This window comes from Streptomyces inhibens (genome assembly GCF_022221585.1).
Taxonomy (GTDB): domain Bacteria; phylum Actinomycetota; class Actinomycetes; order Streptomycetales; family Streptomycetaceae; genus Streptomyces; species Streptomyces inhibens.
On record NZ_CP084681.1, the window covers coordinates 7,639,422 to 7,651,580 of the forward strand.

11 protein-coding genes are annotated in these 12,159 nt (G+C 69.2%); 8 read left to right on the plus strand and 3 right to left on the minus strand.

What is annotated here, in order from left to right:
• The first annotated feature begins 241 nt into the window (after window positions 1-241).
• From KI385_RS34290 to KI385_RS34325, 8 genes are all read left to right on the plus strand, one after another.
• Window positions 242-1,180, plus strand: coding sequence for a carbohydrate ABC transporter permease (locus KI385_RS34290; protein WP_238575936.1), 939 nt, complete (start codon window positions 242-244; stop codon window positions 1,178-1,180).
• Window positions 1,177-2,061, plus strand: coding sequence for a carbohydrate ABC transporter permease (locus KI385_RS34295; RefSeq protein ID WP_238575937.1), 885 nt, complete (start codon window positions 1,177-1,179; stop codon window positions 2,059-2,061). The genes KI385_RS34290 and KI385_RS34295 overlap by 4 nt, the downstream gene beginning before the upstream one ends.
• Complete coding sequence (locus KI385_RS34300) at window positions 2,061-3,389, plus strand: ABC transporter substrate-binding protein (protein ID WP_238575938.1); 1,329 nt, start codon at window positions 2,061-2,063, stop codon at window positions 3,387-3,389. Before KI385_RS34295 ends, KI385_RS34300 begins: the two co-directional genes overlap by 1 nt.
• Window positions 3,390-3,585: 196 nt before the next feature.
• A complete protein-coding gene (mgt, locus tag KI385_RS34305; RefSeq protein ID WP_238575939.1) occupies window positions 3,586-4,800 on the plus strand; it encodes a macrolide-inactivating glycosyltransferase in 1,215 nt (404 codons plus the stop codon).
• Between the two features lie 374 nt (window positions 4,801-5,174).
• The gene (locus KI385_RS34310) at window positions 5,175-6,380 is read left to right on the plus strand and encodes a S8 family peptidase (RefSeq protein WP_238575940.1); all 1,206 of its coding nucleotides are present in this window, start codon (window positions 5,175-5,177) and stop codon (window positions 6,378-6,380) included.
• A 171-nt stretch (window positions 6,381-6,551) separates the two neighbouring features.
• Window positions 6,552-7,136 carry a TetR/AcrR family transcriptional regulator gene (locus KI385_RS34315; RefSeq protein ID WP_238575941.1) on the plus strand — a complete coding sequence of 195 codons (585 nt, stop codon included), beginning with the start codon at window positions 6,552-6,554 and terminating at the stop codon, window positions 7,134-7,136.
• Window positions 7,133-8,725 (plus strand): MFS transporter, encoded by a 1,593-nt coding sequence (locus KI385_RS34320; protein ID WP_238575942.1) that lies wholly within the window; start codon window positions 7,133-7,135, stop codon window positions 8,723-8,725. The genes KI385_RS34315 and KI385_RS34320 overlap by 4 nt, the downstream gene beginning before the upstream one ends.
• Window positions 8,726-8,832: 107 nt before the next feature.
• Complete coding sequence (locus KI385_RS34325; protein ID WP_238575943.1) at window positions 8,833-9,924, plus strand: glycosyltransferase family 2 protein; 1,092 nt, start codon at window positions 8,833-8,835, stop codon at window positions 9,922-9,924.
• 117 nt (window positions 9,925-10,041) lie between these two features.
• On the opposite strand, the gene KI385_RS34330 is transcribed toward KI385_RS34325, so the two are convergent.
• The 3 genes from KI385_RS34330 to KI385_RS34340 all read right to left on the minus strand — a co-directional run bounded on the left by KI385_RS34330 (window position 10,042) and on the right by KI385_RS34340 (window position 12,099).
• Window positions 10,042-11,031, minus strand: coding sequence for a class I SAM-dependent methyltransferase (locus KI385_RS34330; RefSeq protein WP_238575944.1), 990 nt, complete (start codon window positions 11,029-11,031; stop codon window positions 10,042-10,044).
• Complete coding sequence (locus KI385_RS34335; protein WP_128507445.1) at window positions 11,028-11,243, minus strand: MbtH family protein; 216 nt, start codon at window positions 11,241-11,243, stop codon at window positions 11,028-11,030. The genes KI385_RS34330 and KI385_RS34335 overlap by 4 nt, the downstream gene beginning before the upstream one ends.
• A 91-nt stretch (window positions 11,244-11,334) precedes the next feature.
• Entirely contained in the window at window positions 11,335-12,099 is a 765-nt protein-coding gene (locus KI385_RS34340) for a thioesterase II family protein (protein ID WP_238575945.1), read from the minus strand.
• Window positions 12,100-12,159: the final 60 nt, after the last annotated feature.

Genomic DNA, 12,159 nt, shown 5'->3' on the forward strand with positions numbered 1-12,159 from the left:
AGCGGGCAACGGGGGAGAGGGGGAGGCGCGATGGCAGCACAACCGACGGCGGGAGATGCGGCGACCGAGCCGGCGCGGTAGCGCGGTGGCTCCCGATCGCAGCAGCGAGCAACGGACAGCCGTATGCCGCAGCGCCAACGGGTGCCGCGGCTCCGAGCCCCGAACCAGCAGACCGCATACCCGACCCGGGGGCCGCGCACAGCGCCCGCCGGACCGGGCCGCGCCCTAAGGAGCCCCTGCCGTGACCCTTGCGACCGCGCCACAGCGGTCAACCGCAGCGGACGCGGGCCGCGCCGCCCGGCCCCGACCCGACCACGGCGCCTGGTTCCTGGTGCTGCCCGCGCTGATCCCGATCCTGGTGCTGAGCGTGGGACCGCTGCTGTACGGCATCGGGCTGGCGTTCACCGACGCCCAGTCGGGCCGGACCCAGGCCACCCGGTTCGTGGGGCTGCTCAACTTCTCCGATCTGTTCCAGGACTCCCTGTTCTGGGACTCCTTCCGGATCGGTCTGGTGTGGGCCTTCGGCGTCACCGTCCCGCAGTTCTTACTCGCCCTCGGCCTCGCCCTGCTGCTCAACCTGAATCTGCGGCTGCGCTGGCTGGCCCGCGCGCTGGCGATCATCCCGTGGGCGATGCCCGAGGTCGTCGTCGGCATCATGTGGCGGCTGGTCTACCACCCGGACGCCGGAGTCCTCAACGAGACGCTGCGCAGCCTGGGGCTGTCCGGAGCCGACGGCCGGGACTGGCTGAGCGGGCTGGCCACCGCGCTGCCCGCGGTCATCGTCGTCGGTGTCTGGGCCGGGATGCCACAGACCACCGTCACCCTCCTGGCCGGCCTGCAGAACGTCCCGCGCGAGCTGCACGAGGCCGCGTCCATGGACGGCGCGGGCGCCTGGCGCCGCTTCCGTACGGTCACCTGGCCCGCCATCAGGCCCATCGCGCTCGCCGTCACCGCGCTCAACTTCATCTGGAATTTCAACTCCTTCGCCCTGGTCTTCGTCCTGACCGACGGCGGCCCCGGTGGCCGGACCCGACTGCCGATGCTCTTCGCGTACGAAGAGGCCTTCCGCTACGGCCAGTTCGGATACGCCGCCACGATGGGCCTGGCGATGGTCGCGGTGATCTCCGTCCTGCTGGCCATTTACCTGGCCGGCCGGCTGAAGGGGGGCGACGACCAGTGAACGACACCAAGCACCGGGGCTCCGCGGGCGGGGGGAAGAACGCCGCCACCGCGCGGCGCACCGCCACCCGCACCGGCCAGTACGCCGCCCTCCTCGCCTACCTGATCTTCCTGGCCTTCCCGTTCCTCTGGCTGATCTCCACCGCCTTCAAGCCACCGCGCGAACTCGGCAGCATCCACCCCACCTGGATACCCGAGGCGCCCACCCTGGAGAACTTCCGGCAGGCCTTCGAGCAGCAGCCGCTGCTGGCGGCCGCGGGCAACAGCCTGCTGGCCGCCGCGGTCTCCGCGCTGATCGCGATCGTGCTGGCGACCCCGATGGCGTACGCACTGGCCCGTTACCGCAACCGGCTCTCGCGGGCGGCCACCGGCTGGGTGGTGATCAGCCAGGCCTTCCCGCTGGTGCTGGTGATCATCCCGCTGTTCCTGATCCTGAAGGGCCTCCATCTGGTGGACTCCCGGATCGGTCTGATCATGGTCTATGTGGTCTGGTCGCTGCCGTTCGCGCTGTGGATGCTGACGGGCTATGTCCGGGCCGTGCCACCCGAGTTGGAGGAGGCGGCGGCCGTGGACGGCGCCGGCCGGATCCGTACGCTCGTCTCGGTCACCGCGCCGCTGCTCGCGCCGGGCATCGTCGCCACCGCGCTGTTCGCCTTCATCACCGCCTGGAACGAGTTCTTCTTCGCCCTGGTCCTGCTCAAGTCGCCCGAGAAACAGACGCTGCCGGTCGTGCTGACCCACTTCATCGGGACGGAGGGCGTCGCCGACCTCGGCCCGCTCGCCGCCGCCGCGCTGCTGGCCACCCTCCCGAGCCTGCTCCTGTTCGCCGCCATCCAGCGGCGGATCACGGGCGGGATGCTCGCCGGGGCGGTGAAGAACTGATGCGCCACGACAACACATCCGGTGCACCCGCCCGCCTCGACCGGCGGAGACTGCTCACGGCCGCCGCCGCGCTGCCCGCGGCGGCCCTGCTGCCGGGCTGCTCCACCGGCCGCCGGCGGCGCACGGCCGGCGGCCGGATCACCCTGCGCTTCCAGTCGCTGGCCTGGCAGCAGGACTCCCTCAAGGCCAACAAACAGCTGGTCGCCGAGTGGAACGCCCAACACCCCCGCGTTCAGGTGCGATACGTCCAGGGCGCCTGGTCCACCGTCCACGACCAGCTGCTGACCGCCTTCGAGGGCGGCGAGGCGCCGGACATCATCCACGACGCCTCCGACGACCTCGCGGACTTCGCCTACGGCGGCGACCTCGCCGATCTCACCGACCTGCTGCCGCCGCGCCTCCAGCGCGACATCCCACGGCAGAGCTGGGAGACCGGAACGTTCGACGGCCGGGTCTACGGCGTTCCGTTCCTCCAGGAACCACGGGTGCTGATCGCGAACCGCGCGAAGCTGCACGGCTCCGGCGTCCGCGTTCCCACCCCCGAACACCCTTGGACCTGGGACGAGTTCGCGGAGGTGGCGCAGCGGCTGACCCGCGGCGCCGACCACGGCGTCGCCTGGCCGTTGAAGGAACCGGTCTCGGCCACCCTCAACCTCGCCCTGTCCACGGGCGGCCAGGTCTTCCACCGCCGCCCCGACGGCAAGGTGCAGGTCCGCTTCGACGCCGTCGACCAGGTGGTGCCGCGCACCATCCACGACCAGGTGAACGTCGACCGCAGCGCCTCCCGTACGACCCTGGGCATGGGCGGCTCCGACACCCTCCCGGGCTTTTTCGCCGGGCGCTATGCGATGGTGCCGCTCGGCTTCTCGTACCGTCAGCAGATCGCCCAGCAGGCACCCAAGGGCTTCGACTGGACGGTGCTGCCCGCCCCCAAGGGCACCACACCGGCCCAGGGGGTGAGCCCGCAGACCCTGTCGATCGCCGAGGACTGCCCGTACAAGGAAGAGGCGATGGCCTTCATCGACTTCCTCCTCAGGCCGCCGAACATGGTCCGGCTCGCCCTGGGCGACTGGCTGCTGCCGACCGGTCGGGAAGCGCTGAAGGATCCGGCGCTACGGGTGACCGAGTACGAGTGGGCGACCGGCACCGCGCTGGCGGGCTCGCTCCGCTCCGCCCCGGCCCAGTCGGTCCGTGGCTACCCGGAGTGGAAGGACAAGATCGCAACTCCCGGACTGCAGGAGTACTACAGCGGCGCCATCGATCTGGACACCTTGCGCAAGCGGCTCGTCAAGGACGGCAACCTGGTCCTGGCGCGCTACCAGCGCTGAGGGACGCAGACAGGGAGACACGCGGGGACACGGCCAGGGATCCACGCGGTGACGCACACAGGGAGGCACAGAGGGATTCGCGCAGGGCACTTCCGGCGACCGCAAGCCAGTTGCACGAGACGTATCGTCTCGTCTAGCCTGCGAGGGCACCCACGTCCCTTCCCTCCGTGCGTCCTCGCCAAGGAGTGTGCTCGCCATGTCCCGCACCCAAAAGCCCGCCCATATCGCGATGTTCAGCATCGCGGCCCACGGTCATGTCAATCCGAGCCTTGAGGTCGTACGGGAGCTCGTAGCCCGCGGCCACCGCGTCACCTACGCCATTCCGCCCGGCTTCGCCGACCTCGTCGCCGGCACCGGTGCCGAGCCCAGACTCTGGAACTCCAGCCTGCCCACCGAAGACAAACCGGAGGACTGGGGCACCGAACTCATCGACAACGTGGAGCCGTTCCTCAACGACGGCATCCAGGCGCTCCCGCAGCTCCTCGCGGCGTACGAGGGCGATGAACCCGACCTCGTGCTGCACGACATCACCTCGTACCCGGCGCCCGTGCTCGCCCACCGCTGGCAGGTCCCGGCGATCCAGCTCGCCCCGAACATGGTCGCCTGGGAGGGCTACGAGGCGGAGGTCGCCGAGCCGATGCGGGCCGAGCTGCTCGGCACCGAACGCGGCCGGGCGTACTACGCACGCTTCCAGGCCTGGCTCGACGAGCACGACATGACCTCCCGCACCGACCCCGACCGCTTCGTGGCCCGGCCCGGCCGCTGCCTGGTCCTGATCCCCAAGGCCATGCAGCCGCACGCCGACCGGGTCGATGAATCCGTATACACCTTTGTCGGCTCCTGCCAGGGCGACCGCTCCCACCAGGGCGACTGGCGGCGGCCCGCGCATCTGACGCCCGGCACCAAGGTGCTTCTGGTCTCCCTGGGCTCCGCCTTCACCAAGGAACCCGCCTTCTACCGGGCCTGCATCGAGGCGTTCGGCGGGCTGGCGGACTGGTATGTGGTGCTGCAGATCGGCAAGTTCGTCGACCCGTCGGAACTCGGCGCGATCCCGGACAACTTCGAGGTGCACCAGTGGGTGCCGCAACTCGCCGTCCTCCGCCGGGCGGACGCCTTCATCACGCACGCCGGCATGGGCGGCAGTCAGGAGGGGCTGGCGAACGGGGTGCCCATGGTGTGCGTACCGCAGGCCGTGGACCAGTTCTCCAACGCCGACATGCTCCAGGCGCTCGGCGTCGGCAAGCATCTGCCGAAGGAGGAGGCCACCGCGCAGGCGCTGCGCGAGGCGGTGCTGTCGTTGGTGAACGATCCCGAAGTCACCGCGCACGCCGATCGGTTGCGTCGGCAGATGGCCCGCGAGGGCGGCACCCGACAGGCGGCGGATCTCATCGAGGCGGCGCTGCCCCGCTGATCCGTACAGATCCGTGCGGGACCGCACATACGCGGGACCGCACCTACACGGAGCCGCGCACATATCTTGCGGAGCGCGAGCCTGCCATACCGCGCAACCCATCTGACGGACCGTTCGCCACGATGTCACCGTCTATTACACGAACGTAAACGGAGTTGAGTCCACCAGGTTCAACTCACCAAACTTTTTATGACCAGTTCTGCGACTTTTTGCATTTTTGCAGGGTTGTTGCTTATCTCACACGGCTCGGCTGGCCTTGAATTGGACCCGTCAATCAGACAGGGTTTCGAGCCAGTCCGTCGCAGATCTTCCGGTCTCCACGGGCTGTTGCGCAACGCTTTCCCCCCACACCACGAACGAGGAGAACCCTCGCAATGGCTCACAAGCGTTCCAGCAAGAAGCGGCTCATCACGGCAATATCCGCCGCGGTCGCCGCCACTGGTATCGCCGCCGTCACCGCGGTCACCGCGGGCGCGTCCACGGCTCCCGTCGAAGGCAAGATCTACGGTGCCGAGGCCAAGGGTGCCGTGAACGACAGCTACATCGTCATGCTGAAGAAGTCGGTCCGTACCGCGGAGAGCGGCGACCTGGCCGCCAAGTACGGCGGCAAGGTCAAGCGGAGCTACTCCTCCGTCGACGGCTTCTCGACGACCGGTCTGAACGAGGAGGAGGCCAAGCGCCTCGCCGCCGACCCGGCCGTCGACAAGGTCGTACAGAACAAGAAGTTCCACATCGACGGCACCCAGGACAACCCGCCGTCGTGGGGCCTGGACCGCATCGACCAGGCGGACACCAAGGGCGACGGCAAGTACAACTACCCCGACAGCGCGGGTGAGGGCGTCACCGCCTACGTCATCGACACCGGTGTCCACATCAGCCACAAGGACTTCGGCGGCCGCGCGTCGTACGGCTTCAACGCCATCGACAACAGCGACAAGGCCGAGGACGACAACGGCCACGGCACGCACGTCTCGGGCACCATCGCCGGTGAGGCGCACGGTGTCGCCAAGAAGGCCAAGATCGTGGGCGTCAAGGTCCTGGACGCCCAGGGCTCCGGCACCACCGAGCAGGTCGTCGCGGGCATCGACTGGGTCACCAAGAACCACAAGGGCCCCTCGGTCGCCAACATGTCGCTCGGTGGCGGCGCTGACGAGGCGCTCGACGCGGCCGTGAAGAAGGTCATCGACTCCGGTGTCACCTTCGGTGTCGCGGCGGGCAACGAGTCCACCGACGCGGGCCAGGGCTCCCCGGCGCGGGTGAAGGAAGCCATCACGGTGGCCTCCAGCACCAAGGACGACCAGCAGTCGGACTTCTCCAACTACGGCAGCGTGGTGGACCTTTACGCCCCCGGCTCCGACATCACCTCGGACTGGAACACCGGCGACGACGCCACCAAGACCATCTCCGGTACGTCCATGGCGACCCCGCATGTCGTGGGTGCCGCCGCGGTCTACCTGGCCGGCCACCAGGACGCCAAGCCGGCCGACGTGGAGAAGGCCCTCACGGACGGCGCCACTCCCGACAAGATCTCGAACCCGAGTGAGGGTACGCCCAACAAGCTGCTGAAGGTCGTCGAGTAAGAACCTCACCGCCTCAGCTCCACACGCCGGCCGTCGCGCTCGCCCCCACGGGGCGCGGCGGCCGGCGTCGTTGTGTTTTCCGGCACCGTCGGCGGGCGAGCCCCGTCGCCGATCGGTCGGCGAGCGGGCGGCCGTGTAGACACTGTCTACTCGATTTGGTAGACAGTGTCTATGAATGATCAAGAGGCGGGCCTGCGTGCCCGTTTGGTCGAGGTCGGCGTCGATCTGCTGACCAGAGAAGGAATTCAGGCGCTGTCGCTGCGCGAGATCGCCCGCCAGGCCGGGGTCTCGCACGGAGCTCCGCGCCGCTACTTCCCGACCCATCTGGACCTGCTGTCCGCCATCGCACGTCAGGGCTTTGCCGACCTGGGCGACCGGGCCGCCGAGGCGATCGGCGACGGCCGGGCGAGCCCCCGCGCCCAGCTCATGGCGCTGGGACGCTGCTATCTCGACTTCGCGCTGACCCACCGCGGGATGTTCGAGCTGATGTTCCGCCATGACCTGTTGGAGAGCAATCAGCTCGGTCTGCGGGAGACCAGCCTGCCGCTCTTCGGTGTCCTCGTCGACCTCGTCACCCGGGCACAGCCACCGGTTGATGCGGCGCCAGCGGTTGTCGCGGGCGCGCTGTGGGGGAACCTGCACGGCATCGCCCAGCTGTGGGGGTGGGGCAGCCTCCCGCTCGCTACGGGGACCGACGACGTCGAACCGTTGTTGCGTGCCGCGCTGAACGCACACCTAGGGTCGGAGGGCCGATGAGCTCAGTACGCCATCGTCGCCTCACGCTCGTCGGCAGCATCACCGGGGCCGTGATCGTCGCCCTGGACGGCACGGTGCTGACCGTGGCCCAGCCCACCATGCAGCGGGCCCTGCACGCCTCGTTCGTGCAGGTCCAGTGGACCAGCACCGGCTATCTCATCGCCGTCGCGAGCCTGCTCGTCTTCGCCGGCCGCCTCGGCGACCGGTTCGGCCACCAACAGATCTTCGCCGTCGGGATCCTGGGCTTCGGCGCCACCTCGGCGGGGATCGGCCTGGCCTCCGACGTCGGCTGGGTGATCGGCCTACGCGTCGCCCAAGGTGTCTTCGGCGCACTGTTGCAACCGGCCACCCTGGGAATGCTGCGCGCCACGTACCCGCGCGACCAGCTCGGTATGCCCCTCGCGCTGCGCACCAGCGCCATCGGTCTGGCGGCCGCCGCCGGCCCGATCGTCGGCGGCGCACTCGCCGCCCATCTGGGCTGGCGGGCGGTCTTCTTCCTCAACGTGGCACCCGCGCTCGTGATCGGCGTACTGGCCCTCACCGTCCACCTGCCGACGCCTGCTCCTACGCCTGCACATGCTCCTACGTCTACACCTAACTCTTCGCCGGTGACCGGAGCCGGCACCTCCGCCGCCCGGCTCGACCTGCCCGGCGCCTGTCTGCTCGCGATAACCCTGGTGTGCCTGGTCCACACCCTCGTCGCGATACCGGAAACCGGCTGGACGGCGGCGACCACACTGGGAGGCGTCGCGGCCGCGGTCACCTGTGGCGCGTTCATCCGGCACGAACGGCGTACCGCGAGCCCGCTGGTGCCGCTGAGCGTGCTCGGATCGGCAACCGTCCTCTCGGCGCTCACCATCCTGCTGTCCGCCTCGGCAGCCCTGTTCGGTGCGCTGTTCGTCGGCACGTACTTCTTGCAGGACGTCCTCGCGCTGGATCCCCTGGAGAGCGGTCTGCGCGTGCTGCCGCTGGCCGTGATGATGGTGCTGAGCGCGCCGGCCTCGGCCGTCCTGCAGCGCAGACACGGCCCCCGCCGGACGACCATGGCGGCGATGGTGCTCCTGACCCTCGGCATCCTTCTGCTCTCCCAACTCGACCAGAGGGCCACGCCGGTGGAGATCGGCGCCGGTTTCCTTCTGCTGGGCGCGGGATTCGGCACGGTGATGGTCACCGCGACGGCCGTCATCGTGCACCAGGCGTCCGTGGGCAACGCCGGGGTGGCCGGCGGGCTCCAGCAGACGGCGATGAACATCGGCCCGACGCTGGGCGTCGCCGTGGCCACCATGCTGCTCACCCTCACCGCACCGACTGCTGCCGGCGGCCGGCCGTACGGCGGCGCATCACACGGCGGCGGATCACGTGGTGGCGGAGCACTCGCCGACGGACCGCACTGGACCCACGACGCCTTTGTCTCCGCGATGGGGTCCACGCTGCTCGCCCTCGCGGTCCTCGCCGCGGTCGGTGCCCTGGCGGCAATCAAGCTGCCCCGGCGCCTCGACGCCGAACGAACTCGCAACCCCCGCCGAGGAGTTATCCACAGGCGGCAGCCTCGCCCACCGCATGCGACGGAATCTCGCTACCGTCGGTGACATGCACGGAGGACTGCCGTTCATCGGCATCAGCACCATCGTCTACGGCGTGATCGGACTGATCGCTGTCGTAGTCCATGCGATCCGCACAGCGGGGGGAGCTCGACATGCACACCATTACCGTCATCGTGCCTGCTCACAACGAGGAGGAGGGGCTACCGGCCACACTGGAGTCCCTCGCGTGTCAAACGGTCCGGCCTGACCGCGTCCTGGTCGTGGACGACGCTTCCACGGACCGTACGGGCGAGGTGGCGGCGTCACACGGCGTGACCGTGCTGCGCCCGCCGCGCAATCTCGGCAGCAAGGCCAAGGCGCAGAACCACGCCCTGCCGCACTGCACCACCGACCTCGTCCTGGCCGTCGACGCGGACACCGTTCTCGCACCGGACTACATCGAGACCGTCGTCCCCGTCTTCGACGACCCCAGCGTCGCGGTCGCGGCCGGCACCGTCCGCACCCGCCATACCCGCACGATCTGGGAGCGCGGACGGTCCACGGAATATCTCTTCGGCTTCCACTGGCACCGCCCCATCCAGGCCCTGGCCAACAGCCCCATGGTCTGCTCGGGTTGCTGCTCCGTCTTCCGCCGCGACGATCTGCTGTCCTTCGGCGGATTCCCCGAACGCACCATCGTCGAGGACATGGACTTCACCTGGTCCCAGCAGATCGCGGGCCGCCGCGCGGTCTATGTCCCCGACGCGGTAGCCCTCGCCGCCGACCCCGAAGACCTCACCTATCTCCGCAAACAGGTCTGGCGATGGATGGCCGGCTTCTGCCAGAACGTCCGGCTCCATCTGGGCCGGCTGATCCTCCACAAACCCCTGCTGGCCGTCTGGGTGCTGCTCGCTCTCTTCGAGATCCTCACCGCACCGCTCTGGTGGGCGACCCCGTTCGTGCTCGCCGCGACCACGGACCAGCCACCCGCGCTCGCCTTCGCCTGGTGGGCCGGCGCCGAACTCCTGCTGACGACACCACCCCTCATCTACGCCGCCCGCCGCCGCAAACTCCCGCTTGTCGGCGTGCTGTTGAACATCCCCTGCGTCTACGCGACCAAGGCGGTCAATCTCGTCTACGCATGGAAGGCGCTCATCGTGGAGCTGCTGCTGGTGCCTCTCCGACTGGCGCGGGGGCTCACCGTCTACGAGAAAGGGCGAGCCGACACTCCGGCGGGGCGGACGGCGCTTGCCGGGGCGGGGTGAGGGCCGGCGGTCGGGTGCCGGTGCCGGTGGCCTCGCGGGTGACGTCGGCGAGCGCCGCGGCTCGCCGGCGCACTGCCGCCCCGGTGCGTCGGTCCGAGGCACCGGGGCGGCAGTGGGTCAGTTGGCGGGGACCAGGTGGAACATCACGCTGTCCGCCGGGACGGAGATGGGGTGCGCTTCCACGAGACGCCAGCCGGCCTCTTCGAAGACCGGGCCCCACTCCTCCAGCGTGGGCAGGTAGTCGCCCATCACCGCGTGAGCGAACTCGAACGCCATGCTGAAGACCGGCATTTCGGTGTCCGAGTACGTGGTCGTCCGCGTCGCGTCCGCGAGCAGGAAGTGCTTCAGATCGGGGAAGACCTCCCGGATGCGCCGCAGCGAGGCGACCGCCTCGGCGCGGGGCCAGAAGTCGTGTCCCATCATGAAGGAGGTCAGCAGGTCGACCCCCGCGTACTCGGCGCGCGGTTCGAGCTGCGTGGCATCGCCCTGGGTGATGCTGATGCGGTCCGACAGGCCCGCATCGGCCACCGCCTTGGTGGAGACCTCGATGGCTCCGTCGGCGGCGTCGATGCCGAGGCCCCGTACGCCCGGCCGGGACTGAGCCAGCCGGATCAGCCGCTCGCCGCTGCCGCATCCCAGGTCGGCGACGTAACTGAAGTCCAGCCCGCTCACCACCGGCCGGAACACCGGGTCCCACCACTCGGCGTTGATCTCACGGCACGCGACGCTGATCGCCGCCGCGTCACGCCGGTAGAAGGAGCCCACCCGGTTCTCTTCGCGGATGAGGTCCGGGAGAGTGCTGAACAGCTCGCCGCAGCCCTTTGTCATCCAGTGGAACAGCGACTTGGACCGGTCCGCTTCCTCGAAGTTCGGGCCGGGACGGACCTTGACGCCCTCCCGGCTGACCACGTCCGCCGCGGCCAGCGCGCGGAACAGCTCCTGCACCGAGCCCGCGTCCAGCCCTTGCTCGGCCGCGAAAGCCTCGGCATCCAGGGGCCCTGCCTCCCGGAGCGCGTCGAAGATACCGACCTCCCACGCCGCACTGATCGCCGAAGCTGCCAGGGCGTGGTTGTAGACCTCGGCTATCGTCGTAACCGTCTTGCTCATGCGACACCCCTCATCATGTTCACCAAGCTCTTCGGACGCATATCCGTCCATTCCTTTTCGATGTAATCCAGGCAGGTCTGCCGGTCGCTTTCTGGATGCGCGACCGTCCACCCGTCGGGAAGTTCCGCGAACACCGGCCACAGCGAGTACTGCGCCTCGTGATTCGTCAGCACCACGAACGAGCTGTCCGGCTCGTCCAAGGGATTGCTCATATCCGGGTTCCGTTTTCTTGTGTCGGCAAGGCGAGGTGTTGATCCGTGGCGACCGCCGGCCGGAATTCCGCCGGCCGGTCGGTTCCTCGCCTCACACGAGTACCTCGCGAAGCCCATCGGTGAGGTGCCCGAAGACGGCCTGCTCGTGACGGTGAATGAAGAAGTGGTCGTCGTCCACGAGATGCAGCCTGAATTCGCGGGCCGTGTGGCTGCGCCAGTTCTCCACCGACCAGGTGGGGACCTGAGGATCGCGGGTGCCGCACAGCGCCGTGACCGGCACGGCCAGCGGAGTCCGCTGCTGGTACCGGTAGCTCGCCAGCACGGAGAAGTCGGCGCGGATGCGCGGCAGGCACAGGTCGAGGAGGTCCTCGTCCTCGAACACCTCCTGCGGGGTGCCGTTGAGCCGTCGCACCTCCGCGACGAATTCCTCCCTGGGCAGATCGTGAATGCGCCAGGAAGGGCGTTCCACGTCGGGCGCCGCGCAGGCGGACACGGCGAGCAGTTCGGCCGGCCGTCCCGTCAGCTCCTGCAGTCGGTGCGCGAGTTCGTACGAGAGCAGACCGCCCATGCTGTGCCCGAAGAGGGCGTAGCGCTCGCCCGTCCACGGAGCGATCGCCTCCGCCAGCCGTGCGGCGAGGGCGTCGAAATCGTGCTCCGGCGGCTCATGGAGCCTGTTCTCACGCCCCGGCAGCTGTACCGGGACGACCGCCACACCGGGAACAGTGCGCTGGCTCCATGCACGGTAAAGGCCGGCACCGCCGCCCGCGTACGGCAGGCAGAAAACCCGGACGGGCGCTGCAAGGTCAGGGGTACCAAAGGGAAACAACACACCCGGATCGTCAGCCGTGGCGTTCATGTGGTCCTTTCGAAAGTAAACGGCGCTCTTTCCGCGCTCGCCGGGAAAAGCGGCCGGTAA

Excerpts from the sequence above, each read along its gene's own strand:
- KI385_RS34325 (WP_238575943.1), top strand. The coding sequence starts at position 8,833 with ATGCACACCATTACCGTCATCGTGCCTGCTCACAACGAGGAGGAGGGG.
- KI385_RS34335 (WP_128507445.1), bottom strand. The coding sequence starts at position 11,243 with ATGAGCAATCCCTTGGACGAGCCGGACAGCTCGTTCGTGGTGCTGACG.
- KI385_RS34340 (WP_238575945.1), bottom strand. The coding sequence starts at position 12,099 with ATGAACGCCACGGCTGACGATCCGGGTGTGTTGTTTCCCTTTGGTACC.
- KI385_RS34315 (WP_238575941.1), top strand. The coding sequence starts at position 6,552 with ATGAATGATCAAGAGGCGGGCCTGCGTGCCCGTTTGGTCGAGGTCGGC.
- KI385_RS34320 (WP_238575942.1), top strand. The coding sequence starts at position 7,133 with ATGAGCTCAGTACGCCATCGTCGCCTCACGCTCGTCGGCAGCATCACC.
- mgt (WP_238575939.1), top strand. The coding sequence starts at position 3,586 with ATGTCCCGCACCCAAAAGCCCGCCCATATCGCGATGTTCAGCATCGCG.
- KI385_RS34330 (WP_238575944.1), bottom strand. The coding sequence starts at position 11,031 with ATGAGCAAGACGGTTACGACGATAGCCGAGGTCTACAACCACGCCCTG.
- KI385_RS34310 (WP_238575940.1), top strand. The coding sequence starts at position 5,175 with ATGGCTCACAAGCGTTCCAGCAAGAAGCGGCTCATCACGGCAATATCC.
- KI385_RS34300 (WP_238575938.1), top strand. The coding sequence starts at position 2,061 with ATGCGCCACGACAACACATCCGGTGCACCCGCCCGCCTCGACCGGCGG.